This window comes from Methylobacterium sp. C25 (assembly GCF_021352225.1).
Classification (GTDB): Bacteria; Pseudomonadota; Alphaproteobacteria; order Rhizobiales; family Beijerinckiaceae; genus Methylobacterium.
On sequence record NZ_JAAUVI010000002.1, the window covers coordinates 419,907 to 445,575 of the forward strand.

Annotated in this window: 26 protein-coding genes; 10 read left to right on the forward strand and 16 right to left on the reverse strand. The window is 65.2% G+C overall.

Features of this window, described 5'->3' with window-relative positions:
• Position 1: 1 nt before the first annotated feature.
• A complete protein-coding gene (locus tag HCU64_RS08360) occupies positions 2-556 on the forward strand; it encodes an RBBP9/YdeN family alpha/beta hydrolase (RefSeq protein WP_233383369.1) in 555 nt (184 codons plus the stop codon).
• 487 nt (positions 557-1,043) lie between these two features.
• Here HCU64_RS08360 and HCU64_RS08365 read toward each other — a convergent pair whose 3' ends face one another.
• Positions 1,044-1,679 (reverse strand): glutathione S-transferase N-terminal domain-containing protein, encoded by a 636-nt coding sequence (locus HCU64_RS08365; RefSeq protein WP_233383370.1) that lies wholly within the window; start codon positions 1,677-1,679, stop codon positions 1,044-1,046.
• Positions 1,680-1,914: 235 nt separating this feature from the next.
• Here HCU64_RS08365 and HCU64_RS08370 point away from each other — a divergent pair, with 235 nt between their 5' ends.
• From HCU64_RS08370 to HCU64_RS08390, 5 genes are all read left to right on the forward strand, one after another.
• Complete coding sequence (locus HCU64_RS08370) at positions 1,915-2,160, forward strand: hypothetical protein (protein WP_233383371.1); 246 nt, start codon at positions 1,915-1,917, stop codon at positions 2,158-2,160.
• A 10-nt stretch (positions 2,161-2,170) separates the two neighbouring features.
• Positions 2,171-2,665, forward strand: a complete 495-nt coding sequence (locus HCU64_RS08375; RefSeq protein ID WP_233383372.1) for a DUF4345 domain-containing protein — start codon at positions 2,171-2,173, stop codon at positions 2,663-2,665.
• A gap of 271 nt (positions 2,666-2,936) precedes the next feature.
• Positions 2,937-4,274: an O-antigen ligase family protein gene (locus tag HCU64_RS25410; protein ID WP_233383373.1), complete on the forward strand. Its 1,338-nt coding sequence runs from the start codon at positions 2,937-2,939 to the stop codon at positions 4,272-4,274.
• An 84-nt stretch (positions 4,275-4,358) separates the two neighbouring features.
• On the forward strand, positions 4,359-5,630 hold the full coding sequence (locus HCU64_RS08385) for an acyltransferase family protein (RefSeq protein ID WP_233383374.1): 1,272 nt from the start codon (positions 4,359-4,361) through the stop codon (positions 5,628-5,630).
• The gene (locus HCU64_RS08390) at positions 5,630-6,808 is read left to right on the forward strand and encodes an endo-1,4-beta-xylanase (RefSeq protein WP_233383375.1); all 1,179 of its coding nucleotides are present in this window, start codon (positions 5,630-5,632) and stop codon (positions 6,806-6,808) included. Before HCU64_RS08385 ends, HCU64_RS08390 begins: the two co-directional genes overlap by 1 nt.
• A gap of 9 nt (positions 6,809-6,817) precedes the next feature.
• On the opposite strand, the gene HCU64_RS08395 is transcribed toward HCU64_RS08390, so the two are convergent.
• The 10 genes from HCU64_RS08395 to HCU64_RS08440 form a co-directional block, all read right to left on the reverse strand.
• Complete coding sequence (locus HCU64_RS08395; protein ID WP_233383376.1) at positions 6,818-7,105, reverse strand: hypothetical protein; 288 nt, start codon at positions 7,103-7,105, stop codon at positions 6,818-6,820.
• Positions 7,106-7,140: 35 nt separating this feature from the next.
• On the reverse strand, positions 7,141-8,106 hold the full coding sequence (locus HCU64_RS08400; protein WP_233383377.1) for an outer membrane protein: 966 nt from the start codon (positions 8,104-8,106) through the stop codon (positions 7,141-7,143).
• 202 nt (positions 8,107-8,308) lie between these two features.
• Positions 8,309-9,148 (reverse strand): outer membrane protein, encoded by an 840-nt coding sequence (locus HCU64_RS08405; RefSeq protein WP_233383378.1) that lies wholly within the window; start codon positions 9,146-9,148, stop codon positions 8,309-8,311.
• A 191-nt stretch (positions 9,149-9,339) separates the two neighbouring features.
• Entirely contained in the window at positions 9,340-10,212 is an 873-nt protein-coding gene (locus HCU64_RS08410; protein ID WP_233383379.1) for an outer membrane protein, read from the reverse strand.
• Positions 10,213-10,446: 234 nt separating this feature from the next.
• Entirely contained in the window at positions 10,447-11,790 is a 1,344-nt protein-coding gene (gene glmM / locus HCU64_RS08415) for a phosphoglucosamine mutase (protein ID WP_233383380.1), read from the reverse strand.
• Between the two features lie 252 nt (positions 11,791-12,042).
• Complete coding sequence (gene ftsH, locus HCU64_RS08420; protein WP_233383664.1) at positions 12,043-13,971, reverse strand: ATP-dependent zinc metalloprotease FtsH; 1,929 nt, start codon at positions 13,969-13,971, stop codon at positions 12,043-12,045.
• 195 nt (positions 13,972-14,166) lie between these two features.
• Complete coding sequence (tilS, locus tag HCU64_RS08425) at positions 14,167-15,210, reverse strand: tRNA lysidine(34) synthetase TilS (protein WP_233383381.1); 1,044 nt, start codon at positions 15,208-15,210, stop codon at positions 14,167-14,169.
• Positions 15,207-16,193, reverse strand: coding sequence for a tol-pal system protein YbgF (gene ybgF / locus HCU64_RS08430; protein ID WP_233383382.1), 987 nt, complete (start codon positions 16,191-16,193; stop codon positions 15,207-15,209). Before ybgF ends, tilS begins: the two co-directional genes overlap by 4 nt.
• A gap of 117 nt (positions 16,194-16,310) precedes the next feature.
• The gene (gene pal / locus HCU64_RS08435) at positions 16,311-16,814 is read right to left on the reverse strand and encodes a peptidoglycan-associated lipoprotein Pal (RefSeq protein WP_233383383.1); all 504 of its coding nucleotides are present in this window, start codon (positions 16,812-16,814) and stop codon (positions 16,311-16,313) included.
• A gap of 295 nt (positions 16,815-17,109) precedes the next feature.
• On the reverse strand, positions 17,110-17,472 hold the full coding sequence (locus HCU64_RS08440; protein WP_233383384.1) for an Hpt domain-containing protein: 363 nt from the start codon (positions 17,470-17,472) through the stop codon (positions 17,110-17,112).
• 186 nt (positions 17,473-17,658) lie between these two features.
• Here HCU64_RS08440 and HCU64_RS08445 point away from each other — a divergent pair, with 186 nt between their 5' ends.
• A complete protein-coding gene (locus HCU64_RS08445; RefSeq protein ID WP_233383385.1) occupies positions 17,659-18,057 on the forward strand; it encodes a response regulator in 399 nt (132 codons plus the stop codon).
• Here HCU64_RS08445 and HCU64_RS08450 read toward each other — a convergent pair.
• Positions 18,040-19,029, reverse strand: coding sequence for a WcbI family polysaccharide biosynthesis putative acetyltransferase (locus HCU64_RS08450; protein ID WP_267922260.1), 990 nt, complete (start codon positions 19,027-19,029; stop codon positions 18,040-18,042). The two genes, HCU64_RS08445 and HCU64_RS08450, sit on opposite strands and share 18 nt — an antisense overlap.
• Positions 19,030-19,103: 74 nt before the next feature.
• On the opposite strand from HCU64_RS08450, the gene HCU64_RS08455 reads away from it, so the two are divergent.
• Positions 19,104-20,171, forward strand: coding sequence for a GSCFA domain-containing protein (locus tag HCU64_RS08455; RefSeq protein ID WP_233383387.1), 1,068 nt, complete (start codon positions 19,104-19,106; stop codon positions 20,169-20,171).
• Positions 20,172-20,187: 16 nt separating this feature from the next.
• Here HCU64_RS08455 and hemC read toward each other — a convergent pair whose 3' ends face one another.
• From hemC to HCU64_RS25600, 4 genes are all read right to left on the reverse strand, one after another.
• Complete coding sequence (hemC, locus tag HCU64_RS08460; protein ID WP_233383388.1) at positions 20,188-21,117, reverse strand: hydroxymethylbilane synthase; 930 nt, start codon at positions 21,115-21,117, stop codon at positions 20,188-20,190.
• 59 nt (positions 21,118-21,176) lie between these two features.
• Entirely contained in the window at positions 21,177-21,476 is a 300-nt protein-coding gene (locus HCU64_RS08465; RefSeq protein WP_233383389.1) for an antibiotic biosynthesis monooxygenase family protein, read from the reverse strand.
• Positions 21,477-21,655: 179 nt separating this feature from the next.
• Positions 21,656-22,981, reverse strand: a complete 1,326-nt coding sequence (locus HCU64_RS08470; protein ID WP_233383390.1) for a type III PLP-dependent enzyme — start codon at positions 22,979-22,981, stop codon at positions 21,656-21,658.
• Between the two features lie 699 nt (positions 22,982-23,680).
• Entirely contained in the window at positions 23,681-23,905 is a 225-nt protein-coding gene (locus tag HCU64_RS25600) for a DUF6894 family protein (protein WP_442785929.1), read from the reverse strand.
• Positions 23,906-24,388: 483 nt separating this feature from the next.
• Between HCU64_RS25600 and HCU64_RS08475 the strand changes: the two genes are divergently transcribed.
• Entirely contained in the window at positions 24,389-24,991 is a 603-nt protein-coding gene (locus HCU64_RS08475; protein ID WP_233383391.1) for a TetR/AcrR family transcriptional regulator, read from the forward strand.
• Positions 24,992-25,205: 214 nt separating this feature from the next.
• Positions 25,206-25,658, forward strand: coding sequence for a (2Fe-2S)-binding protein (locus HCU64_RS08480; RefSeq protein WP_233383392.1), 453 nt, complete (start codon positions 25,206-25,208; stop codon positions 25,656-25,658).
• Positions 25,659-25,669 lie beyond the last annotated feature (11 nt).

Consider the following 25,669-nt stretch of genomic DNA (forward strand, 5'->3'; position numbering starts at 1 on the left):
CATGAAGACGGGCGATTGCGATATCCTGATCTTGCCGGGCTACGCCGGCTCCGAGGAGGAGCACTGGCAGGCGCGTTGGGCCGGCCGCCTGCGCACGGGACGGGTCGTCGAGCAGGCGAATTGGCACGACCCCGATCCCGAGGCATGGATCGATCGGATTGTTGCGGCCGTGAAGGAGGCGACGCGTCCCGTCGTACTCATCGCGCACAGCCTAGGCGTGGTCGCAGCGGTCAAGGCTGCGCCGCGTTTCCCGAAGCAGGCCGTGCGCGGTGCCATGCTCGTCGCCTTCCCCGACATCGAAACCTGCACAGACCTTCCGGCTAGCGTCTGCTCCTTTGCGCCTGTACCGCGCGATCCTCTGCCCTTTCGGGCGTTGCTCGTGGCGAGCCGCACGGACCCGCATTGCAGCTACGAGCGGGCGGAAGAGTTCGCGGCTGCCTGGGGGGCGGAAATCGTCGATGCAGGCGAAGCTGGGCACATCAATGTCGCCAGCGGCCACGGCCCCTGGCCCGAGGGCCTCATGCGCCTCGCTGGGTTCATGCAGACGCTCAATTGATCAGGCAGAAACCAGTCCCAGCGCCTACGGTCCGACCGCTCGGGCACCAAGGCTGAGCGGGTTTCGCGACGGTAACGTTCCCGGGAGCCGGCGGCATCGGTGGGATCGGCGTATTGTCGTCCAGATCGGCCGCCTGGGCCTGAGTCGTCATCACGGCGGGAATCGTAGCGCCCGCGACCGCTTGCGCCGGAGCGGTCGAGCTGATTGCTCCGACGGCGGCTATGCTCGGAATACGGCGGGCCGTCGACAGGGAGGGCGTTGAAGGAAGCGGTGTCGAAGCGCTGGAACCGCGCAGCCGAAATCCACGGGCCTGGGTGTCCGCGACACCGCCGGCGAGCATCACGACCGACAAAGCAACGGCAATCGTCTTCATGGCTCCGCCTCCTACTGAGCAACAGGCTAGTGGCGGAGCGTTAACGGCATGCTCGTAATCCCGATCGTAGTTTAGTGGTCTCGGCTGCTGGGGATAACAGCGTGAATAAGGCGGTCAGACCGCGGCCAGCCCCCTCTGCACTGCGGGACGATTCAGGACCGATTCCAGCCAGCGCGCGACGTTGGCGTAAGTAGCGAGGTCAACGCCCTGCTTGTCGTAAAACTTGGCCCAGGTCAGCGTGGCGATGTCGGCGATGGAATAATCGCCAGCTAGGTATTCGCGGCCCTGCAGCCTGCGGTCGAGCACACCGTAGAGGCGTTTGGTCTCCTCGGTATAACGATCCACCGCGTAGGGGATCTTCTCTTTGGCGTAGATCCGGAAATGGTGAGCCTGGCCCAACATCGGACCGAAACCGCCGACTTGCCAGAAGAGCCACTCGTCGACTGCGACGCGGGCGCGTTCCTCGGTTGGGTAGAGGCAACCGGTCTTGCGCCCGAGATATTGCAGGATCGCACCGGACTCGAAGACCGAGATAGGCCCACCACCGGGACCGTCGGGATCGACGATCGCCGGGATCTTATTGTTGGGTGAGATGGCCAGAAAGTCGGGGGCCATCTGCTCGCCCTTGCCGATGTTCACCGGTACCACCCGGTAGGGCAGCCCGCACTCTTCCAGCATGATCGGGATCTTCCAGCCGTTCGGCGTGCTCCAGGTGTGAACGTCGATCACACCGGCCGTCGTTTGCGCCATGGTTGTCTCCGCGATCCGGGCCGCCGCTCGCTCCGGCGCGGCTTCCGATCGCGCGGAGTAGACCGCATTCGCCTCGGCATGAACAGGCTCGGCCCTCGTGAGCGCGATCGTCGCATGCGGTGAAACTCGGGAGCGCGTAAGTCGTTTTCGGTCTTGCCCTTTCCATTCGCTTGCGGCTGTGTCTGCCGATCCTGGCCCTGCACGGCGGGATGTTTTCATGCACGAGGTTGCCGGAATGTCGCTCCGTGTCGTCGCCTTGCTCGCCGCGGTGCTCTCGTTCGGGGGCCCGGCTTTGGCCCGCGAGGTGGCGAAGTCGACCGTCGCCGTACGCGAGAAGGAGCCCCAGCTGTCGCCGGCACGGGAACGGCAGAAGCGGTGCGGCGCCGAATGGCGTAGCCTCTCGACTGCGGACAAGGCGGCGAAGGGACCGACTTGGCCGCAATTCTACAGCAGGTGCGTCAAGCGCCTGAAGGCATCCTAGGGCGCTCGCCATGCAGCGCGAGCGCCACTTGTTGCAGCGGGTCGTCGCGGTCGCCGCGTTGCTGCCGATTGTCGCCGGCCTCTACGGGGTGCTGACCGGAATCGACGGCATCGGCACCGAGCGGATCGTCAACGTGTCCGCCGACAGCCACTTCCGTTACCTTTCCGGCTTGCTCACCGGCATCGGCATCCTGTTTTTGACCTGCGTGCCTGGGATCGAGCACAAGACCGGCCTTTTTCGCTTCCTCACCTTGGTTGTGGTGCTCGGCGGGCTGTCGCGTCTGCTCGGTCTCTACCTCACGGGCGTGCCGTCCATCGTGATGCTGGGTGCGCTCGCCTTCGAGCTGGGCGTGACCCCGATACTCTGCCTGTGGCAGGCGCGTGTGGCCCATCTCGCAGCTGGCGAGGAAGCCGAACGGCAAGCTCATGGCTCTCTCGGGCAAGGCTCAACCACGGGCGCATCGGCGTCCGCTCTCGCATCAACGGCCCGGTCACCGATCCGCTGATGCGGGTCGGCGGATATCTTGCGGAGGCGAAGTAGGCGGCCCTCCATCTCGGCGCCCAGGCCGGGATGGCGCTGATGGGCTATCGCAACCCAGACCGTCACGCAGTCTGGCACTCAGCACTCCTGGCGGGGCCTCGTATCAACCTTACGGACGGTTAGCTGGGCACAAAGTCTTCGCCGCCCCCAACCGGAGTGCGTTCTGCGCTAGTCTTCCATCGTTTCCGGACCGCCGCGCGCCGATGTGCCGGCCGGTCGCTCGATGAGGCCGCAGAGTGGCGTCGGCGATTGAAGTGCCTGCGAAGGGGCGAGCGCCCGCCGACCGTCCGTCCTTCGTCAAGGCGCGCGGCGACATGCCCGATGCGCTGCGCATGGCGCTCGGCGGAGCCTGCATCCTCGCCTTCTGGAACCACGCTCCGCTGGCGGATCTCAGCGACAAGAGCATCCTGGAGACCTCCACCGCCGGCAGCTGGCAGACGCAGGTCATCTTCCTGGTACTCGGCTTCTCTATGGCGCTGGCCCTGCGTCAGCTCGGTATCGAGAAGCTGCGGCCGCTGCTGACCTGGCCGCTGATGACGCTGTCCGGTTGGATGGGGCTGACGCTGTTGACCTCGGTCGATCCGCTGCTCTCGATCCGCCGCATCCTGCTCTTCGTGATCGTTACGATGATAGCGGCCGGCATTCCGGTGGTGATGCGCTCGGTCCGCCAGTTCGCCCTCACGCTTGCCGTGACGGCGATGATCATCGTGGTCGCCTCCTATCTCGCCGTCGTCTTCCTGCCTCAGCTCGCGATCCATTCGGCGGATTTCGATCTGCTCAACGAACCGGAGCACGAGGGTCTCTGGCGCGGGATCTTCGCGCACAAGAACGAGGCGGGCGGCGCCATGGCGCTGATGATCCTCACCGGCCTGTTCGTGGCCTCTGCGTTGAGCAGGGTCTGGGGCATCACCATCGTGCTGCTCGCGGCAGTGTTCCTGGCGGCGACGAACTCCAAGTCGGTCACCGCGCTCCTGCCCTTCATCGTGCTGGCGCCGAGCCTGTGCAGCTACATCCGGAACCGCTGGTTGCGGGCGGCGATCCTCATCGGCCCGACGGTGGCCGTCTCGCTGTTTTCTCTCGGCTCGGTCTTCTTCCCTCCGATCCGCGACGGCCTCGCCGGCGTCCTGCCCGACACCTCCTTCACCGGGCGAACGGAGATCTGGGAATTCGCGGCCAGCCACATCCTCGAGCGACCGCTATTCGGCTGGGGATTTGGTGCGTTCTGGGGCACCGAGCGGACGAAGTTCGGCTCCTCGGATCCCTTCAACTGGGTCACGAAGACCTCTCAGGCCCATAACACCTATCTCGACGTCTGCCTGCTGATCGGGCTGCCCGGCTTGCTGATGATTTTGGCCGCCTTCGTGGTGGCGCCGCTGCGTGATTTGCAGCGGATCGCGCCCGCGGGGCGGATCGATCCGATGACGCTCTACTTCGTGCGACTCTGGTTGCTGGCGCTGACCGGAGGCTCGTTCGAATCCGTGCTGTTCACGCCGAGCTCCTCGATCTGCTGCATGTTCATGCTCGCCATCTTCGGGCTGCGCTATCGCGCCTCCTACCGAACGGTGCCCGGCTGAGCGCCGAGATCACGAGACTTCGTGCGGATGGGCTGCCCCAGCACGACGCGGGCCGCGGGAACGAGCGGTGAGCGGCGGCAACGTTTGAGCGAGACGATGGGCTTCCTGCAAGAGCTTCGGAACCAAGACGGCCAGAGGCGACACGAGGCCCCCCCTGCGCGCGCTCATCAGCCGACCACGCCGCTGCCGGCTCTGACGTCCCTGCGCTTCTTGGCGGCTTTCTACGTCCTGGTCTTCCACTACGACCGCTTCTTCTTCCCCGATGGGCCGCGCAATACCGCGATCCTGCTCGGTCATACGGGCGTGACGTTCTTTTTCGTCCTGTCGGGCTTCATCCTCGCCTACACTTATCATGCGGTCGATCTCAGGGACCGGACATTGCGGCGGCGTTACCTCCTGGCGCGCTTCGCCAGGATCTATCCGGCCTTCCTGCTATCCCTCGCGATCAGTCTGCCGTGGTTCGCCGCCTGGGTGCTGAAGAGCGCGCCACCGCTCAAATGGCTGATGGCGTCGGGTGCGGTCCTCGCCCCGCTCGGTTTGCATGCCTGGGTGCCAGGGGCAGCCTGCTCGCTGAACTGTGCGAGCTGGTCGATCTCGGTCGAGGCGTTCTTCTACTTGCTGTTTCCTCTCTTGCTGCCGCTGGTGCTGCGCAGGCCGACCGAGTACGCGCTCGCCGCTCTCGGACTTTGGGCAGTGTTCGCTGCCTTCGGCACCTTGCTCTGGAACCGCTATGCGCCAGGAGTCTCGCTGATCGAGCCGGAGCCAGGCGGCACAGCTGCAATACTGCTCGCCCAGGGCATCAAGTACGATCCGCTGTTGCGGCTGCCCGAGTTCATCGCCGGGCTCGTACTCTTCGCCTGGTGGCGACAGATGCGTCCCGTCGCATCGGCCGACGAGATTGCTCTGCCTCGCTCCCGTGCCAAACCGTTCCTGGCCGCCGCGGCGCTGGCCGCCATCGTCCTGGTCCTGATCGATCCTTACGTGCCGGGCCCATTGATGCACAACGGGTTGAGCGCAATCGCCTGGGCTCCCCTGATCCTGGCGGGCGCGGAGCTGCGCGGAGGTGTCCTGGCGAGCGCGCCGCTGGTCTTTCTCGGACGGATCTCCTTTGCGCTCTATCTGCTGCACCTGCCGGCCTATGCGGCGATCAATTCGCTCGATCGTGCTCTGCACGGCGCGATTACCGGGGCTTCTCCGTGGCTTGGCGTCGGCCTGGCGACAACTCTGTCCCTCGCCCTGGCCGCTCTGGTGCATCTCTTCGTCGAGGAGCCGGCTCGGCTTGCCCTGTTGAATGGCAGGTTCAGACTGCCCGCGAGGCGCCCCGGGGGCGCCGTGGCCGAGAACAGAATCCAGTGATGACCGCAAATCGGCCGAGCCGCCGCGCCGTCCTGGGAAGCGGGGCTGCGGCGTTCGCGCTTGCCGGGACCGCCGAGGCCGCGCCCTCCCCGTTCGGCGACCTTGGCAAACCGTCCTGGTCTGCCGACGGTCTGCAGGCTGCCGCCGCCGCCAAGGGGCTCGCCTTCGGGACGGCAGTGCCGATCACGCGCTTCCGCCAGGACCGGCGCTGGCGTTCGCTCGCTGAGCGCGAATGCGGTGTGCTGGTCTGCGAGAACGCGATGAAGCTTTCGAGTGTCGTCCCGCGAGAGGGCGTGTTCGACACCGCCGCCGCCGACGAGACGCTAAGCTTCGCCCGAGCCAACGGCCAGCGCATGCGCGGCCACTGCCTCGTCTGGCATGAGGGCCTTCCGCCATGGGCCGAGACTATCCTGGCAAGCGGCAGCGCCTCGCGGGCGGAAACGCTGATGCGGCAATGGATCGGTGCCATGGCGCGGCGCTATCGCGGCGCTGTCGAGGCCTGGGACGTGGTCAACGAGATCGTTGTCCCCGCCGACCATCGACCCGGCGGCCTGCGCGCCACGCCGTGGCTCGCGACGCTCGGCCCCGGCTATGTCGACCTAGCCTTCCACATGCTCAAGGACGAGGATCCTGGCGCAGCGGCCGTCTACAACGAGAACGATTGCGAGCAGAAGGCAGACTGGATCGACGAGCGCCGCAGCGTCATCCTGCATTTACTGGAGGGAATGTTGAAGCGAGGTGTGCCGATCAGCCGGTTCGGCATCCAGGCCCATCTCACGAGCACCCTCCCCTTCGATGAGAAGACGCTGCGGATGTTCCTGCGCGAGATTGCCGGAATGGGCCTCGCCATCGAGATCACCGAGCTCGACATCGACGATCGCGCCTTTCCGGCAGATGTAGCGGCCCGCGACCGCGGTGTCGCCGATCTCGCGCGGCGCTTCCTCGAGACCGCCCTCGACGAGCCGGCAGTGCTCAACGTCCTGACGTGGGACCTGTACGACCCCGATACGTGGCTGAGTATCTATCCCGCACGGAAGCGGCCGGACGGCCTGCCCCAGCGCTCTCTCCCGTTTGATGCGGAGTATCGGCGAAAGCCGTTATGGGAAGCCATCCACACGACGTTTCGCGGCGCACCCGATCACCGAGCCGCGCGGCAGCGTCTGAGGGCGAAAGTCTGAAGCTCGGCGTCAGCGCAACGGAAACCGGCTCGGCGGCTCGTTGTACATCGGGACGTCGGTATTCCGAGGCAGATAGGCGTTGATCAGGAAATCCGGCGCACCGAAGTGCGGCGCGCGACGGCGCGGCGGCACGTATCGTGGATCGCGGTACCGGACCTCGGGAGCGAGGCGCGTTGCAGAAGCTTGGCGGTGTAACGCCCTCTCGCGACCGTGCCGGCTCTCCGCCAGCACGGGGCCGGCGAGGAAAAGGAGCGCAAGGGTCCCGCAGACGACTCGGCCGGCTGGGATGAGCGGCATGGAAACGGCCCTTCGATGGCGTGTCAGACGCTGCTTCAGAACTTGTAAGCCGCGCCGGCGCGGACGGTATTCACGTTGACCTTGTGGCCATTGAAATCGTTGAAGAGGACGTATTGGTACTCGCCGCGGATAAGGAAGTTCGAGGTGATCGCGTATTCGACGCCACCGCCAAGTGCGACGCCCGCGACGGCCTTGCTCTTCTTGGCAGAGTAAACCACGGTCGCCGGCGCTGGAGTCGTCTGGACGCCTTGTCCTGCTGGGGTTGTCCCATTCTCCGGATAGTTCTGGTTGAAGGCAGTGCTTCCATCCGGCTGCTGCTTGTAGCCGTGATTATAGACTGCAGCCGGTGATCCCGTTGTGAGGGCTTGGTTCGCCTCGTAGGTCTTACGGTCGTATCCGTAGTTTTGAACGACTGCTTCATCAAAAACTGTTGCGCGACCGACCGCAAAGCCACCGGACACGAAAGGCAGGAAGTTGCCGAACGCGTACCCAACCCGTCCGCGGACAGTGCCGAAATCCTCCAATTGGGTGGCGGACGTGCCCTTGACGTAAAGCGATTCGGCCATGCCGCCGGTAGTTAGGAGACGCCGACTAATCTCGTTGATCGACGCGCCGTTCCGATCGAAGCTGGTGTAGTCGACCTCAACACCGACCACCGCGTCGTCAAACTGAAAATTATAGCCCGCAAAGCCTCCGAAACTGGTCCCGCCAACGCGTTTCGACGGGAGCGTCAGAAGCGACGATACAGCGAATTCCTGCTCGATATCCCGGTTCCGAAAGTATGTGGCCAGCGGATCCTGCAACACGTTCTTAAATCCGAGGCCGGCCGAGCTATAGCCGCCATGCCCGCCGATATAGAAACCGCTCCAGTCGATGACCTGTGTCGAGACCGGCTCATAATCCGGGCCGCGCAGGTAATCGTCGGCGAAATCGGCGGCGCGCGCTGTGGACATGCTGCCGAGCGCGGTGAGTGCCAGGAAACCGATGGTGAGTTTACGCATCGTCATCGTCCTTCGGGCCGCACGACGCTTCAGCGCGGCTTGCCCCATGGACTGGTCTTACTTGAGTAACCTTAATGGTCGGTTGCTTTGCAGATATTCGTCTTGATCCGAAACGGCTCTTCCCAAGTGCGATGCTTCCGCACGAACGCATTCGGCCTGCCGTTCGGAACGGCAGGCCGGGATCCCTTTCTGAGGAGCTGCGTCAATTGCCGTAGGGGTTCTGCGAGATCATCGGCAGCACGCCGCCCGCGAACTGGTAGCGCAAGCCGACGCGCACTTCGTTTGATGTCAGATCCTTGAGCCTCGTGCTGTAGCCTGAGGAATCGAGGCCGCTCTTGACGCCGCCGAGGTCGACATAGCGATAGGCCGCGTCGAGGCTGAGGCCCGCCATAAGCTGGTAGGATACGCCGGCGGTGAGGCTCCAGGCCAAGGACGTGAACCCGTGATCGGGACGCGAGACCGGAGTGCGCGGGCCGATCGTGGGATTTCCATCGCAGTTGGTCGCGCTGGTGCAGGTGGTCTGCGTGTAATTGCCGTGGAAGCTGTTGTCGGCAAAGCCGATACCGCCGCCGAGATAAGGCGTCAGGCCCCACCAAGTCCCGAGATCCGCGTAGACATTGACGAGGCCGGTCAGGACGTCGACGTCGCCCGCTTCGATGTTGTAGCCGTAAGCGAAATTGGACCCGGAGGACAGCGCATGGAAGCGCGAGGGCGTGCGCTGATCAATCGTCGCGTCGATGCGAAGCCATTCGTTGACCCGATAGCCAACGCCACCGCCGTAACCAGCTTCGCTACTGAGCCGGAGGTCGAGGTAGGGTGGCAAGCTAGGGCTGGGGGGCGTCGCATCGCGCGGCTTGCCGAAATCGCTCGCCGTGGCGTCGACACGGAGATACCAGCCGCTCCCGACGGGCTGAGGCGCGACGATCTCTTCGGGCACGGGAGCATGGCGTAACAGATCAGCGGCGCCGGCGGATTGCACTGACAGGGGCGCGGCAAGGACGAGCCCTGCTCCGAGGATCCAGGCGCAATCTGGGAAACGCATGTCGGTGGTCTCTCCCGACGATGCCTCAGGGCGGTCATGTCGCAGTGTGGAGGCTATCGTCGCGATCTCATCATGCCCGACGCAAGTTATGATCCAGTTAAGCCTAACAAAATTCGATTTTTGGCGGCTTAAAACAGAAACGGCGCGAAAGTGATCCGCGCCGTTCCAAGATTTCGATGTCGAGTTCGCAATCAGTATTTGCGAACGAGCGGAGCGGGCTCATAGGCCGGAGCCAACGCCGGCAGCGGAGCTGCGCCGGCCGCACCGATCAGGTAGCGGAGGCCGATCTTGACGTCGTGAGAGGTCAGTTCGCTCACCTTGTAGCTCGCGAAGGAGCAGGTCGGATCGTTGACGCAGGCGACCGGGCCGGTCTTGGCGTGGCCCATGTTCAAGTAGCGGTACCCGACGTCGACCTTGAAGTTCGGGGTGACGTCGTAGGTCACACCGGCCTGAGCGGCCCATGCGAGGTTGGTGGAATTCTTGGTCGGCGCGGTGCCGAAGCCGCCGGCAGCCGTGCCGGCACCGATATCTTGGTAGCCGCTGATCTGGTTGAACGCGACGCCGACGCCGCCGCCGATATACGGCGTCAGGCACCACCAAGTGCCGAGGTCGATGTAGCCATTCGCCATGGTGACGATCGAGCGGAACTTGCCGGAATTGGTGTCGATGCCGGTACCGCCGTTCAGCGGGAAGCGCTCGACGTAGTGAAGGTCGCCACCGCCGCGGTACTCGCCGGTGATGTCGCCGCGCAGGAAGCTGTTGAACTGGTAGCCGACGCCGGCTCCGGCGAAGAACTGATCGCCTGCGGTGCGGTCGGTGATCGCATAGCCGGCCGGCAATGCAGCGCCCGTGACGCCGAGATTCGTTGTGACCTTCTCGAATTCAGCAGCGCCGACGCCGACGTCGCCACGCAGATACCAGCCGCCGCCGACGTCGACGGGCGCAGGCATGGGCGGGGGCGGAGGCGGCGGAAGGAGATCCGCGGCATGTGCGAGGCAGGGCGCTCCGACGCTCGCCATGAGCGTGAGGGAGCGCGCCAATGCATGAAGCTTGGAGCGGCCCATGGGATTTCCTTCACTCTTCGATACGTGCCGGAATCCGCGGGCGGCCGGCAGGGAGAACGAAGGGCATCATGGCCGAAGCTGGTTAAATCGTACTTAACGTAAAAAATTAGCCTTGCCGAAGTGTTGATTTCGTCATGACGACAGCCTGATCAAGTCATCGTGTGAATAGGCGCAGGCCACCGGACTGCCCTCGCAGGCGGCGATCCCGAGGCCTGGATCGGGTGGACGATGCGCTCAGGCAGCCGCGCGTGTGACGGCGTCAACCACCTCGTCCACGACCTCGTTGACCAGGTCGCGGTCATCGCCTTCGGCCATCACGCGGATGACGGGCTCGGTGCCGGACGGGCGAATGACGAGGCGGCCGGAGTTGCCGAGGCGCGCCTTGGCTTGTGCGATGGCCGTGACCACCGAATCCTGGCGCAGCGGCTCGCCGGAGCGGTAGCGGACGTTCTTCAGGATCTGCGGCAGCGGGTCGAAGCAGTGGCAGACCTCGCTCACCGGCCGCTCCAGGCGCTTGACGACGCTGAGGAGCTGAAGCGCGGCGACGAGGCCATCTCCCGTGGTGGCGTAATCGGACATGATGATGTGGCCCGATTGCTCGCCGCCGAGGTTGTAGCCGTGCTCGCGCATGTGCTCGAGTACGTAGCGGTCGCCGACTGCGGTGCGGGCGAGGTTGAGCCCGAGGCCGCCGAGGAAGCGTTCCAGGCCGAGATTCGACATGATGGTGGCGACGAGACCTGGCTGCGTCAGTCGTTCGTCCTCCTGCCAGGAGCGCGCGACCACGGCCATGAGCTGGTCGCCATCGACTTTCTGGCCCTTTTCGTCGACGATCAGGACCCTGTCCGCGTCGCCGTCGAGAGCGATGCCGACATCGGCACGCAGTTCCCGGACCTTGCTGATCAGGGCGTCCGGCGCGGTAGACCCGACATCAGCATTGATGTTGAAGCCATCCGGGTCGACGCCGATGGAAATGACCTCCGCACCGAGTTCCCAGAGGGTCTCAGGGGCGACGCGGTAGCCGGCGCCGTTGGCGCAATCGACCACGACGCGCAGCCCTTCCAGGGTGACCTGTCGCGGCAGCGTTCGCTTGGCGAACTCGATGTAGCGGGCATGCACGCTCTCGATGCGCTTGGCGCGGCCGAGTTCGCGCGACGTCGCGAGATTTTTTTTCATCTCGCCGTCGATCAGAGCCTCGATCTCATGCTCGACTTCGTCGGAAAGCTTGAACCCATCTGGGCCGAACAACTTGATGCCGTTATCCTCGAAGGGGTTGTGCGAGGCGGAGATCATCACGCCGAGATCGGCGCGCATCGAGCGCGTCAGCATGGCGACCGCGGGCGTCGGCATCGGACCGAGCAACATCACGTCCATGCCGACCGAGGTGAAGCCTGCGACCAGGGCCGTCTCGATCATGTAGCCGGAGAGCCGCGTATCCTTGCCGATCACGACGCGATGCCGGTGATCGCCGCGTTGAAAGACGATGCCAGCAGCCTGGCCGACCTTCAGCGCCAGCTCCGGTGTGATCACGCTGTTGGCGCGACCGCGGACACCGTCGGTCCCAAAATACTTTCGCGACATCGCCGTCGTAACCCCAAATTCCGGTGCCGCGCAGTTGTCGTCGAGCCGACATCTGCAAGCGGGGCAGTCAGTCTCGGTCTGTCACCGAGATCGTCGTCGCACAATCTGACGTAGCCCTTGCGATCTGGTGCTCAAACCCGGCAATCGCGAGGCGTCGTTACCACTTACTTTCGAGCCGCCAGCCACATCAACTGAAACGAGAAGAGCCCGCCAGCGGCGGGCTCTTCGTCAACACATTGCGCTGAAGGACACTCAGCCCTGGGGCTGCGGCGAAGGCTCCAGGCCCCCGTCGCTTCCACGCGGCCGGCCCCGGCCAGCGGAAGGTACGGATGAGCCACGCGACGGGGTCGATGGGATATCGCCGGAATCGCGTACCGGGGGCTCGCCCTGAAGCAGCTTGCGGATCTCGTCGCCCGACAGCGTCTCATATTCGAGCAACCCCTGCGCCAAGGCCTCCAGGTCGTCCTTCTTCTCGCTGAGGATTCGGCGCGCATCCTCAAGCCCGGTCTCGACCAGACGGCGGACCTCAGCATCGATTTTCTGAGCCGTCGACTCGGACACCGTCTGCTGGCGGCCCATCGACATGCCGAGGAAGACCTCGTCGTTATTGTCTCCGTACGCAACGGTGCCGAGCTCGGGCGAGAAGCCCCAGCGGGTCACCATCATCTTTGCAAGGCGCGTCGCCTGCTCGATGTCGGACTGCGCGCCGGACGTGACCTTGTCCTTGCCGAAGATCATCTCCTCGGCGATGCGGCCGCCCATCATGATCGCAAGCCGCGAGGTCATCTGCTCGAAGCTCATCGAGAGCTTGTCACGCTCGGGGAGCTGCATGACCATGCCGAGCGCGCGGCCGCGCGGAATGATCGTCGCCTTATGGACGGGATCGGTCGCCGGTACGTTGAAGGCGACGATGGCGTGGCCACCCTCGTGATAGGCGGTGAGCCGCTTCTCGTCCTCGGTCATGACCAGGGTGCGCCGCTCGGCGCCCATCATCACCTTGTCCTTCGCGTCCTCGAATTCGTGCATCGTGACGATGCGCTTGCCGCGCCGCGCCGCGAGCAGTGCGGACTCGTTGACAAGGTTCATCAGGTCGGCGCCGGAGAAGCCCGGCGTGCCGCGCGCGATCACCTTGAGGTCGACGTCTGGTGCCAACGGCACCTTGCGCACGTGGACGCGCAGAATGCGCTCGCGGCCGGTCACATCCGGGTTCGGCACCATGATCTGGCGGTCGAAGCGGCCGGGACGCAGCAGCGCGGGGTCGAGCACGTCGGGGCGGTTGGTCGCCGCGATGATGATGACGCCCTCGTTGGCCTCGAAGCCGTCCATCTCGACAAGGAGCTGGTTGAGGGTCTGCTCGCGCTCGTCGTTGCCGCCGCCGAGGCCGGCGCCGCGGTGACGTCCGACGGCGTCGATCTCGTCGATGAAGATGATGCAGGGCGCGTTCTTCTTGGCCTGCTCGAACATGTCGCGCACGCGGCTCGCGCCGACGCCGACGAACATTTCGACGAAGTCCGAGCCCGAGATCGTGAAGAACGGCACGTTCGCCTCGCCCGCGACGGCGCGTGCGATCAGCGTCTTACCCGTACCGGGCGGCCCGACGAGCAGCACGCCGCGCGGGATGCGGCCGCCGAGCCGCTGGAACTTCTGCGGGTCGCGCAGGAATTCAACGATCTCCTGCAGATCCTCCTTGGCCTCCTCGACGCCAGCGACGTCGTCGAAGCTGACGCGGCCGGAAGCCTCGGTCAGAAGCTTGGCCTTCGACTTGCCGAAGCCCATCGCTCTGCCCGCTCCCGACTGCATCTGGCGCGACAGGAAGATCCAGGCACCGATGAAGACGAGGATCGGCAGCCAGCTCACCAGGAGCTGGATGAACCAGGGCGTGTTGTCGGAGGGCGGCCGCGCGTTGATCTGAACGCCCTTGCCGGACAGCTTCGTCACGAGATTCGGGTCGTTCGGCGCGAAGGTCGAGAAATTGCCGCCGCCGACATAGGTGCCGCTGATGTCCTGGCCGGCGATTACCACGGACTGGATCTTGCCCGCGTCGGCATCGTTCAGGAGCTGGCTGTACGAGATCTCGCTGCCACCGCCCCGGTGACCCTGCCCCTGGAACAGGGTGACGAGGGCCAGGACGAGCAGGAAGATGACCACCCAAAGGGCAAAGTTGCGAAAATTCGGGTTCATCGACCAATCATTCCAGGACGAGCGCTGCGAGCCGTCCACTCATGCCTCGCTGAGTGAGCCTTACCCGAACGCTTCCCGTTTCACGCTTCTCCCCAGGGAGACGCAGATAGCGGCAACGTTCGGTGAAGGAGAGTCACTCCGGACACGTCCGGCCAATGTAAGCGCCCCCCCCTGCCTTGCCAAGTAAATCGGAGGCTACCGCGTCGTGACTGCGCGTGCCGCCGTTCCGGGCGAGCGCCGCGGCGGAGCGAGGGCGATCACGACGAGGCCGGCGGGCGTTGTCTCTACCAGTGTCCCGCGCAATGTCCGCCGCACGCGAGTCCCCTGCGCGAGCGCCGGCAGAAGGTCGTCGAGGACGAGTCTCTCGAGCCTTTCGAGCCTGTGCGGGGTCGCGCGTTGCGCATCGGGTTGGAGGGACGCGATGGCATGATCGAGCATGCGCAGCGTGATCGCTTCAGGGGCGGCAAGGAGGGACCCGCCGTCAAGGGCAAGAGTACCGACAGCACCAGGGCGCGTTGCTGTATCGAGCAGGTCGCGCGCAGCTCGCGAGAGCGCGGTCTCATCACGGGCGAGACGGTTGGCCAGGCGCGTGAGCCGCTCCCGAGTCAGGCCCTCGGCGGAGAGAGGAAGCATCAGCGCGCGCAGTCGGGCCCGGGTGAAGCGGTCATTGGTGTTGGACGGGTCGGTCGCGAAGGGCAGAGCGTTCGCCTCGCAATACGCGACGAGTTCGGCCTTCGGAATATCGAGGAACGGTCTCGCCAGCCGGATGCCGCCGCTGAGAGGCCGCTCGCGGGCCATACCGGCTAGTCCCCTCGGCCCGCTTCCAGCAACGAGCCGCATCAGCACGGTCTCGGCTTGGTCGTCGGCGGTATGCGCAGTCAGCACCAAGTCCGCGCCAATCGCAGCGGCATGGGCGGCCAGCAACCGATACCGAGCGGCTCGGGCTTGGGCTTGAAGACCGCCCCGCGGCCGCGTGCTCCAGCGCAAGACGGTGTGGCCGAGGCCGAGCGCTTCAGCGAGCCGTCCGACATCCTCGGCTTCGCGCACAGAGTCCGGCCTGAGGCCGTGATCGACGGTAGCGACGGCGAGGGACGTCTTCGGTGCGGCGCTTGCGGCAGCGTGCATGAGCGCCGTCGAGTCCGGGCCGCCGGACACGGCGAGCAGCACCACGCGCGGTGCTGCGAGGAAATAAGGAGTGAGAGCGCACGCCAGCCGGTCGGCGCCCTCCGCATGGATCACGCGGCGCAGCGCGCGCGCTTCTGCTCGCGCTCGACACCTTGTCGGACGGTGTTCGTCGCGCTCGGATACTTACGCTCGATCTCGGCAAGCGTCGCACAGGCCTGGGCCTTGGCGCCGAGCGCGTTGAGCGAGGCGCCGAGCTTCAGCATCGCCTCGGGGGCGACGGGCGATCCGGCATAGTCCGTTGAGACCTTGAGAAACTGTTCGGCCGCTTCGCGAGAGCGGTTGCGCTGCAGGTAGCTCTCACCGAGCCAATAGGTCGCCTTCGGGACCAGCCTGTCGCGTGGATGCGACTGGATGAACTGCCGCAAGCTCATCTCGGCCTGCTCGTATTGCCGGCCTTGGACGAGAGCGTAAGCCGCCTCGAAGTCCGATTTCGCGTCGCCGGTGCCGGTGGCCGCGACACTCGTCGAAGGCGTCGGCTCGATGGCACCCGTGGTCGGCACGGAGGGCGGCGGCGACAGGTCCACCGGGCCGCTCGGGCCGACATCCTGATCGTCGTCCGCACCTTCGTAATCGATCGCTGCCGGAATCCGGCGCGAGCCTTCGGCCTCGCGGGCGACCGGCGGGTTGGCGACGGGAGCCGACGGAGCGGCCGTGCCGATCTGGCGCGGGGCGCCCGGGGCGTTGGGATGCTGCTCGGGATCGAAGGCGTCGCCGCGCTTGCCGGGCCGCCCCTCGCCGGGATTGGTGCCCGAGGGCGAGGGACTGGCCGAAGGAGTGCGCTTGGCTGCCCCTCCGCCGCCCTTCGAGCCTTCCTGCAGGCGGAACTCGACGTCCTCCTGGAACTTGCGCAACTGCTCTTTGAGCTGGCGATTCTCGTACTGGAGGGTTTCGATCTGGCCCGAGAGCTGGCGCGTGACGTTCTCGACCCGATTGAGGCGGACGATCACGTCGGCGGCATCCTGCGCCTCGGCCTGAAAGCTTCCGAGGAAGACGAGGCTGGTGGCGACGGACGAGGCGAAAAGCAGGCGACGGAGCATGGCTTGGGGCACCGGTCGAAGAGCGTGCGCGCGGGAAAATCGCCCGCGCGCCGTATCAGAAGCCCCTGCTCGCGGCAAAACGAGGGCCGAGAGCCATGGGACGAGGTCGGACGTGCATCAAGAGCCGGCGCGGCCACCGTCGAGGACGCTGACGGCGCGGCGATTCTGAGACCAGCACGAGATGTCGTTGCACACGGCCACAGGGCGCTCCTTGCCGTAGGACACGGTGCGCATGCGCGAGCCGGCGATGCCGCGTGAGGAGAGGTAGTCCTGCACCGCCTGGGCGCGACGCGCGCCAAGGGAGAAGTTGTATTCGCGGGTGCCGCGCTCGTCGGCATGACCCTCGATCAGGAAGGTGTAGCGCGGGTACCGCTGCAGCCAGGAGGCCTGCTTGTCGAGGGTAGCGGTGGCGGTGGGGGTCAGGTCCGTCGAGTCCGACTCGAAGAACACGCGGTCGCCGACATTGACCACGAAGTCCTGCGCGCTGCCCGGCGTTGCCGCACCGGCGCCGAAGGCCGAGGCGTCCGCGAGGTCCTTGTCGTTGGAGCAGGCCGCGACGCTGAGCGCGGCGCAGAGCGCGACGGCCAGGGGAAGCACGCGGAAGCGAGCGGGTGTGGACATGGTCTGGTCTCCTCGCACGGCCTTCATCGTGTTCCGCCGTGACTTAAAAGCTTCGTCCAGGCCCTTTTAGACCCATGCGGTTAAGCGAAGGTTCGATCAACCTTGACGAGAGCTTTCCGTGTTCCGGTTTGGCCTCCGATGCGGTGCGTGATCGCACGCGCCGCCCGGCCCTCTCGTCTCCGCCGATCCGTCGGACCGGCGCGGCACTCTTCGCGCGACGATTGCGGCGTCCCGGCGGCACATGGGGCGGCGGTGCGAGTTGGCCGGTGGCTGTGGCGCTGCGACAACAGCGAGATCAGAGACGACCACGCAGGCTTGCAATCACCGGCCTCGCCCGCGCGGCCTCGGCCTGCACGGCTTGGAAGTCACCCTCGAGACTCGCTCTATCGAGGCAGGCCTGCTCCAGCGCCATGCAGGCCCGCGACAGGCTCATGAAGCCGAGAGTGCCGCTGACTGAGACGAGGGCGTGGGCGTGGGCGCCGAGATCAGTGCTCGTGGTCGTCGCCTGCCCCAGGCGTCGGACGATTTCCTCGTCGAGGCTGGCGAGCAGGTGCGCGAGCCGCTCGTTCCCGAACAGGTCAGCCAGGTCGGCGAGCGTCTCGGGATCGCAGATGGCCGGATCGACCTCGCCGAGTGGATCGGCCGCTAGGCTCATCATACTGTCGGTTCTCCTGATTTCGGCAGGTTATCCGGCGAGCGTTTATCAGAGATTAACCATTTCAGATCTCTCTTGTGCTGTGAGAACGTGGTGCGACCCCTCGGTCCGCTCGTGTCTCGGACACAAGATTGAACCACGAGCGTGGCACCCCTTGGCCGCCTCTGCTCCGAGACTGGGTTGAGAGCCATGACGCAGTCCGCCAGCGTCCTCATCGTCGAAGACAACTACCTCTTGCTCGAGATGCTCACGAGCCTGTGCGAGCAGCAGGGCATCCGCGTGTTCGCCGCCTCCAGCGGTGAGGACGCACTGACGATGCTGCGGCAGCGCGCCTCCGAGATCGACTGGCTGTTCACCGACATCTCGCTGCCGGGCATCATCGACGGCTGGGAGGTCGCAGCAGCCTATCGCGAGCGGCATCCCCGGCGCCCGGTGATCTACGCCTCGACCGCCCCGCACATCGCGCGGCGCACGGTCCCGGGGAGCATCTTCGTGCACAAGCCCTTCCAGGTGCGCGAGATCATCGCGTTGGCACGGATGATGGTCCAGGCTTCCGGCGAGGAATCGCTGCTAAGCGCCACCGGCTGACCGGAACAGCGCCCGAATCCCGGGATCCGCGCGCCAGGCTTCGATCCGCTCCGCGCGCAGATGCTCACGCGGAACTTTCGCGTACCGCGCGAAGCTCTCAGTGACGAAGCCCTTCAAGTCAAAGAGCCTCGGCGGTTGGCCCTTCAGGGTCTTCGCGCGGAACATGTTCTGTGCGGTCACGCCGTAGTGGCTCGCGATGGCGGGATAGATTGGCCACAGCGCCTCCTCGATGAGCGGGTCGGACAGGTAATCCTCCGCGGCCAGATCGAGCGGCCGCAGGCCCGACTCCACGGCGAGACGGGCCGCAATGTCGGCGAGCACGTGCAGCTTCGGATGGTTGCTGTCGTGCATGAAGCAGCCGCGGCGCTGCCAGCGCGCGAATTCCGACTCCAGGCCGAACTCGACCTCCCGCGCGGCGCTAAGCAGGTGCGCGGCCCCCTCCTCCCAGGCGCGATGGTAGCCGAGGCGCTCGAAGACGGCGCCGGTGTAGAGGCCGAGCGTCGCCTCGACGCTCAAGCCTTCGAGGAAGCCGAACAGCGCGATCGCCGAATGCGACGGGCCGAGCGGACCATGGACGAGAGCCGATAGCCGCAGGCTGTCGATGTCGCCGACATAGATCATGTCCGGGTGGAAAGCCGGAAAGACCACAATGGGAAACATCCGCAGGCGCGGCAGCTTGCGCTGCAGGTCGATCGTGTTGCCGCCGGGAAACGAGGCGAGCCAGAAGAAGTGCGAGAAGACGAAGTCGCTGTCGCGCAGGTGATGCGCCAGCCCGTCGTGGTCGCCGAAGCGCCGCTGAAGATGGGCGATGAGCTGGAGCTCGATCTGCGCATCGGGCAGCAGAAGCTGCAGCACCTGTGCGACACCCTCCGCCTGGCAATTGCCGATGACGGCGATCTTCGGCCCACGCCGTAGCGGCGCAGGTGCGGGCGAGCGCCACGGTGTTGCCCAGGATGGTATCGAGAAGGTCAGGGCGGAGAACGCGCCGGGCTGGTCCGGCCACGGGCGAAATTGCCGGCGTTCCGGATGATGGAGACGGGTCGATCGTGGCGACGAACCCTTACAGCGATCTACCGGCCGAGCGATTCTGGCGCAAGGCCGTGGCCGGCGTGCCGCCTTTCGCGGTCGATCCGCGGCCGAGGACGGCCTTAGCGATCCAGCGGGAGGATCGAGTCGCGACGGCCGGGTCTTGCTTTGCCCAGCGCGTCGCGGAGGCTTTGCGCGAGGCCGGTTTCAAGTACTACGTTACCGAGGCCGCGCCGGAGGGTACGCCCAAGGCCGAGGCCGACTCACGCCAGTTCGGCACTTACTCGGCCCGCTACGGCAACATCTACTATACCCGCCAGCTCATTCAGCTCTTCGATCGGGCCTACGGGACCTTCCAGCCCGAGCTGACGGCCTGGCAGCGGCAGGACGGGCGCTGGGTCGATCCGTTCCGCCCGACCATCGAGCCGGCCGGCTTCGCCAGCGAGGCGGAGGTGATCGCGGCGCGGGATGCGCATCTCGCGCAGGTTCGCGCCCTGTTCGAGACCCTCGATGTCTTCGTTCTGACGCTCGGCCTCAACGAAGGCTGGCGCTACCTCCCCGACGGTGCCGCCCTGCCGCTCGCACCGGGCGTCGCAGGAGGCGTCTTCGATCCCACGCTCTATGCCTGCGTCACCGCGGGCGCCGGCGAGATCGCCGAGGACTTGCGGGGGTTCCTGGCCCGGCTGCGTTCCGTCAATCCGGCTTCGCGGGTGATCATCACGGTCTCGCCCGTGCCGATGATCGCGACCTACCGGGACCGCCACGTGCTCGAATCGAACGGCTACTCGAAGGCGGTGCTGCGGGCGGCGGCGGGCGAGGTCTGCGACGGTGCTGACGCTGCTACCGTCTACTTCCCCTCCTACGAGATCATCACCGGCAGCGGCCCGGCTGGGCGCTATTTCAACGACGACCTCCGGACCATCACCGATGCCGGCGTCGGCCATGTGATGCGCTCGTTCCTTGGAGCTTTCGCGCCCGACCGCGTCGGTGCGTCCGTCAGCGCTGCCAGCTATGCCACAAAGGCCGAGTTTGCTGGCGTCTCCGGCGTGATCTGCGACGAGGAAGAGATCGAGCGCAGCGTGGCCTGAGGCCCTCGCTGCTACCCTACTGCAGGTGCCGGGCGTAGGTTTCGCCCGCCGCGCGCTTCAGCTCGGCACCCGCCTCACGGCCGATCGCGGCTGCGTCGCTTACGGATCCCTCGCGGGAAACCGCCCAGTGCCGGCTCCCGTCGCGTAGGAAGAGCAAGCCGTCGAGGCTGAGCCGGTCGCCGTCGATCCGGGCGAGCGCTGCGATCGGTGTGCGGCAGGAGCCGTCGAGTTCGGCCAGCAGCCCGCGCTCTGCATCGAGCGCCGTGGTGGTTTTTGCGCAGGCGATGGGCTGGAGCAAAGCTCGGATGTCGTCATCGCCGGCCCGCGTCTCGATGCCGAGCGCCCCCTGCGCCACCGCGGGCAGCATGTCCTCGACGGAGAGGACGCTGCGAGCGACATCCTCCATGCCGAGCCGTTGCAGCCCTGCCAAGGCGAGAAGCGTGGCGTCGCACTCGCCCGCTTCGAGCTTGCGCATCCGGGTGTTGGCGTTGCCGCGCAGCGGCACGATCCTGAGGTCCGGCCGGCGCATCAGCACTTGTGCGCCCCGTCGTAGTGAGGATGTCCCGACCCGCGCGCCAGCGGGCAGGTCCGCGAAGCCGTTGGCGCCATTGGCGGCGAGGAAGGCATCGCGCGGGTCGTCGCGTTCCAGGATGCAGGCGATGACAAGGCCATCAGGTAGCCACGTCTCGACGTCCTTCATGGAGTGAACGGCAACATCCACCTCGTTGGCGAACAGCGCCTGCTCCAGCTCTTTCGTGAAGAGCCCCTTGCCGCCGATCTCGGAGAGCGGCCGGTCGAGGATGCGGTCCGCCACGGTGGAGACCACGACGATCTCTGTCTCGAGCCCGGGATTGGCCGCGACGATCCTGTCGCGGACCATACCGGTCTGGGCCAGCGCCATCGGGCTGCCGCGGGTGCCGATTCGAAGGGGGCGTGACAGGCTCATGGCGATCGTCGTAGCCGAGGCAGGCTTGAGGTGTCACGCCCACCTGGTTCGTTGCGCACTCAGAACGCCTGGAGCGTCAGTTCCGTATGCTCCACTTGGGGCGGGCTCTCGAACGTATCGGAGACCAGAGCGCGGTAATCCTTCCAGGCCTGCGATCCCGTGAAATCTTTGGTGTGGGCCTCCAATGTGTCCCACTCGATCAGCAGTCGATAGCGCTGCGGTTTTTCCACCGAGCGGTAGACGCGGAAGCTGTGGCAACCCTTCGCCGCCCTGAAGATCTCTGCTGCCTTTTCGATCCCCGTTTCGAACTGGGCCTCCGACCCGGCCTTCACGTCGATCTGTGCGATTTCGAGGATCATGCTCGGTGCGTGCTCCGTTGTCGATCAGTGGCGCTCATAGCGCCTCGGCCAACATCGTCCCACCGAAATCCCTCAACATCCCCTGATCGTGAGCGCTTGCGCCACGATGACTTGAAGCCGCGGGCAGCCGATTGCGTCACTGGGCGAGACGGTGGAGAGCGAAGGGCGAACTGCGCCATTCAGCCGCCAATGTCAGGCGCCGCGACTGTCGCCTCGAAAGTCCCGCGCGCTCGGATCAGCGAGATGCGCCCTCGATCCACCAGCACCTCAGCCGGGGTCGGGTGGCTGAGAAAGCCGATCGGGCTGGCGGTGAGGCCGTAGGCGCCCGATTGCAGGATCGCGACGAGCTCGCCCGCGCGCAGGTCCGGCAGTTTGGCTTGGCGGGCCAGCGTATCGAGGGGGGTGCAGAGTGGCCCGACCACGCTGCAGGGCGAGGCCTCGCGGCCGCCCGGAACTGCCGCGACGACCGGGTAGTCCCGTTTGATCACCTGACCGAGATTTCCCGATGCTGCGAGATGATGATGCATGCCGCCGTCCATGACGAGAAAGCGGGTGCCGCGCGAGATCTTTGAGGCCAGTACCTGCGCGGCATAGAGACCCGAGGGGCCAACCAGGAAGCGGCCCGGCTCGATGAGTATTGTGGCGTCGCGAATGAGCGGCTCGTCGTGGACGAGCGCTTGGAGATCCTGGACGCGCTCTCCAAGGCGCTCAAGGTCGAGCGCCGTCTCGCCCTGGAAGTACGGGATGCCGAGGCCGCCGCCGAGATCGATCGTCTCCAGCGGCCGCCCGAGATGTTTCGCAGCCCTTACCGCCAGTCGCAGACCGTGCTCCCACTGGCCGGCAAGCACGCCGGCATCGAGAATCTGGGTTCCGGCGAAGAGATGGATGCCGGCAAGGCGCAATGAAGGCTGCCCCGAGACCACATCGATGACCGACTCCAGTTCCTCTTCGTCGAAGCCGAACGGCGACGGCTTGCCGCCCATCCGCATCGCTCCTCCCTGGGCCGTGGCCGAAGGGTTGATGCGCAGCGCTGCCTTGACCTCGACGCCGAGCCCCTGCCCGATCGAGGCCACGCGCGCGATCTCCTCGTGGCTTTCGAGATGGATTTCGCCAATCCCGCGCTCGATGACGTAGGCGAGTTCATCCGGGCGCTTGCCAGGGCCGGCGAACAGGATGCGTTCGGGATCGGCGCCTGCCGCGCGCGCGGCGGCGTACTCGGCAGCCGAGGCGATCTCCAATCCGGCTCCCTCCTCGACCAGTACACGCGCGATGGCAGGGTTCGGGTTCGCCTTGATGGAATAGTAGATGCCGGCAAAGCCAAAGACGGTATCCCTCAGGTGCCGGTAAGCACCGCGAATCCGCTCGGCATCATAGACATAGAGAGGCGTGCCGAATTGCTCGGCGAGATTTGTGAGTGGAATGCCGCCGATCGCAAGTTGTCCCTCGTATGATCCGAACAGGTCGGCGAGGTCTTGCGAAGATGAACGGCCGTCTATCTGCGGCATTCACGGTCCCGTCAGGCGCCCAGGCCTAGCCATGTCGCGGTGGAGCGAGCCCGAATAGCAGACGGATCTGTCTTTTACGACGGCCGATACGTCCGAGGCCAAACGGGACTGCAACCAACGTCGAGCGCAGGCGTTTACTGCCGAGCTTAGCTTGGCCTTATGACCGGAGGTTATGATGACCCTGATCACGTTTCTCGTCGCCGGCAACCTGATTATCGCTGGCGCCTTCTCCTGCATCGCGATGCTGGCGGAGTGACAGCGCCTCGGTGCACGGATGAAGTCTGAGGCGATCTGAAGGCTCGCAATAGTCCAGCCCTAGATCGAAAGAAGAGGCTCTCTTCGCTGCCCCGGTCAGCACCGCTGTGACGGTGGGACCTGCGACAGAAACAGCGCAATGAGTACCCAGGGGTGCACCCTGCGCACGCAGATCGGCGCCTTTCGGGGTCAAGACGGTGGGGCGCGGAGGTGGCGGCCATAGCCATGATCGGCGGCAGGCCTCCTACTGAGCGGATTCTTCGCGCAGGAAGCAGAAACACTGAGAAGACCAGACGAGGAAAGAACAGTCGACTCGGTCACACGAGAGGCTGAATACAAAGTCCTGCGCAATCTCCGTGTCCGGCTCTGGCGCTGTCGGTGTCAGTGGCTATTTGCTCAGTCGTCCAACATGCACACCTGTTCCTTCCGCGCAGCGACGGCAAGCTAGATCGGGAGCCGATGAAGATTGTTGCCTTTGTCATCTCGAATAATGAGGGTCCAACCTTCCGACTCGCCTAATCGTAGTGTCTGCCTCAGCTCTTCGAGCCCAAGCTTTGCCTGTTCTATTACGTCAGCAACGTTGTTAGCTTCGACGCCATGCTCATCGCGAATTACATCATCGTCTTTAACTGCGTCGAAGTAATATCGCGATGGCACAGTGCTCTCCATATTTCGTATTTTACTCGGCGCGAGCACACAAATACAATTACCAATTTAATCCGCGTGCGTGTGTGAAATGCTGTCGCACGTGTAGTTAAGTTTCCACAGACTGCGTAGTCAATATCCGCTTGATTTCCTGCCAAGCCACGGCTTACACCTAAAGGCCAATAAAGGGAGGTAGGGCCGTGATCCAGTCAAGCGCAAGCGAAGCTATCACTCCTTCTATGCCCGTCAATGCATCTCAAAACGAAGTGCGAGACCATATTCGTAAGGTTTTGCAGAAGCTTGCGTTGCACATAGCCGCAAAGCGCGCTGCCAAGAAGTCTTGATCCGGCTCAAGCGGGCTGTTCAGGCTCGCTCCGACCAAGTCATGAGATTGGGCGATGGTAGGGCGGCTAGCGAGGGCTTTCCGCTAGAAGTTTTCGGAAGTGTCGGCGGCAAAACCGATCTGCCCACTAGACGACCGGTCTAGTCCGGACTATCTGGGGGGCCATGACCACCGCGCGAGAGATGGGCGACGTTCGCCAGGGCATCCTTGCAACCGCCCAGGCGATCATGGCGGCGAAGGGATTCTCGGCTGTCGGACTCAACGAGATCCTCGCGGCTGCGGGTGTTCCGAAGGGATCGTTCTACCACTATTTCGGCTCCAAGGACGCTTTCGGCGAAGCGTTGTTGAAGAACTACTTCGACAACTACCTTACGGGTGTCGATGAGATCTTCGCGACGTCGAGCCTCACATTCGCCGATCGCCTGATCGCGTATTTCCGCCAGTGGCAGGAGAATCAGGGAGCGCTGGACTGCCAGGGCAAGTGCCTCGCGGTGAAGCTCGGCGCCGAAGTCGCAGATCTTTCCGAGGCCATGCGGGCAGTGCTGAAGAACGGCACGGCCGGCATCATCGGACGCCTCACCGAGGCCATCGAGAACGGCATTGCCGATGGGTCGCTCACGATCTCCGAAGATCCACGTAGCCTCGCCGAGACGCTCTATCATCTCTGGCTCGGTGCGAGTCTGAGGGCGAAGATCGTCCGGTCTACGCAACCGTTCGATTCCGCGATGGTGGCGACACAGCGCCTCCTCGACCGACGCTCGTCCTGACCTTGTGAGGCACGCCATGCAGACGGAACGGAGCGATTTGCAGCCTGATTATTCGACTGGTCTAATTTTTGAATTGGTCCGGTCACGATTTCCATGTCGGCGCTTTCGCCTCGCTGCTTCCCGCACCGGTGCAAATCCAGGATCGCGGGTCGCCCCCTGAACCACCAGCCCCGTCATCGGGGCCTTCCATCACCTTCGAACGAGGATTGGTTCTATGCCATCGATCGAGATCAACGGACACATGCGCGACTTCGATGTCGCTGACGACACCCCCCTCCTCTGGGCGCTTCGCGACGTCGCCGGACTGACGGGCACCAAGTTCGGTTGCGGCGTCGCCCTTTGCGGCTGCTGCACGGTTCATCTCGACGGCGAGCCGATCCGCTCCTGCGTTACCGCGATCGGCGATGTCGCCGGCCGCAAGATCACGACGATCGAAGCGATCGGCGAGACCGAGGCTGGTGCCAAGATTCAGAAGGCGTGGCTCGACCTCGAAGTCGTGCAGTGCGGCTACTGCCAGTCGGGCCAGATCATGTCGGCTGCGGCGCTCCTCGCTGGCAATCCCAAGCCGAGCGACGGCGACATCGATACGGCGATGAGCGGCAACATCTGTCGGTGCGGCACCTATCCGCGCATCCGCGCCGCCATCAAACACGCAGCGACGATCTGAGGAGGATGGAC

Excerpts from the sequence above, each read along its gene's own strand:
- HCU64_RS08360 (WP_233383369.1), top strand. The coding sequence starts at position 2 with ATGAAGACGGGCGATTGCGATATCCTGATCTTGCCGGGCTACGCCGGC.
- HCU64_RS08365 (WP_233383370.1), bottom strand. The coding sequence starts at position 1,679 with ATGGCGCAAACGACGGCCGGTGTGATCGACGTTCACACCTGGAGCACG.
- HCU64_RS08370 (WP_233383371.1), top strand. The coding sequence starts at position 1,915 with ATGTCGCTCCGTGTCGTCGCCTTGCTCGCCGCGGTGCTCTCGTTCGGG.
- HCU64_RS08375 (WP_233383372.1), top strand. The coding sequence starts at position 2,171 with ATGCAGCGCGAGCGCCACTTGTTGCAGCGGGTCGTCGCGGTCGCCGCG.
- HCU64_RS08390 (WP_233383375.1), top strand. The coding sequence starts at position 5,630 with ATGACCGCAAATCGGCCGAGCCGCCGCGCCGTCCTGGGAAGCGGGGCT.
- HCU64_RS08395 (WP_233383376.1), bottom strand. The coding sequence starts at position 7,105 with ATGCCGCTCATCCCAGCCGGCCGAGTCGTCTGCGGGACCCTTGCGCTC.
- HCU64_RS08400 (WP_233383377.1), bottom strand. The coding sequence starts at position 8,106 with ATGCGTAAACTCACCATCGGTTTCCTGGCACTCACCGCGCTCGGCAGC.
- HCU64_RS08405 (WP_233383378.1), bottom strand. The coding sequence starts at position 9,148 with ATGCGTTTCCCAGATTGCGCCTGGATCCTCGGAGCAGGGCTCGTCCTT.
- HCU64_RS08410 (WP_233383379.1), bottom strand. The coding sequence starts at position 10,212 with ATGGGCCGCTCCAAGCTTCATGCATTGGCGCGCTCCCTCACGCTCATG.
- glmM (WP_233383380.1), bottom strand. The coding sequence starts at position 11,790 with ATGTCGCGAAAGTATTTTGGGACCGACGGTGTCCGCGGTCGCGCCAAC.
- ftsH (WP_233383664.1), bottom strand. The coding sequence starts at position 13,971 with ATGAACCCGAATTTTCGCAACTTTGCCCTTTGGGTGGTCATCTTCCTG.
- ybgF (WP_233383382.1), bottom strand. The coding sequence starts at position 16,193 with ATGCTCCGTCGCCTGCTTTTCGCCTCGTCCGTCGCCACCAGCCTCGTC.
- pal (WP_233383383.1), bottom strand. The coding sequence starts at position 16,814 with ATGTCCACACCCGCTCGCTTCCGCGTGCTTCCCCTGGCCGTCGCGCTC.
- HCU64_RS08440 (WP_233383384.1), bottom strand. The coding sequence starts at position 17,472 with ATGATGAGCCTAGCGGCCGATCCACTCGGCGAGGTCGATCCGGCCATC.
- HCU64_RS08445 (WP_233383385.1), top strand. The coding sequence starts at position 17,659 with ATGACGCAGTCCGCCAGCGTCCTCATCGTCGAAGACAACTACCTCTTG.
- hemC (WP_233383388.1), bottom strand. The coding sequence starts at position 21,117 with ATGAGCCTGTCACGCCCCCTTCGAATCGGCACCCGCGGCAGCCCGATG.
- HCU64_RS08465 (WP_233383389.1), bottom strand. The coding sequence starts at position 21,476 with ATGATCCTCGAAATCGCACAGATCGACGTGAAGGCCGGGTCGGAGGCC.
- HCU64_RS08470 (WP_233383390.1), bottom strand. The coding sequence starts at position 22,981 with ATGCCGCAGATAGACGGCCGTTCATCTTCGCAAGACCTCGCCGACCTG.
- HCU64_RS25600 (WP_442785929.1), bottom strand. The coding sequence starts at position 23,905 with ATGGAGAGCACTGTGCCATCGCGATATTACTTCGACGCAGTTAAAGAC.
- HCU64_RS08475 (WP_233383391.1), top strand. The coding sequence starts at position 24,389 with ATGACCACCGCGCGAGAGATGGGCGACGTTCGCCAGGGCATCCTTGCA.
- HCU64_RS08480 (WP_233383392.1), top strand. The coding sequence starts at position 25,206 with ATGCCATCGATCGAGATCAACGGACACATGCGCGACTTCGATGTCGCT.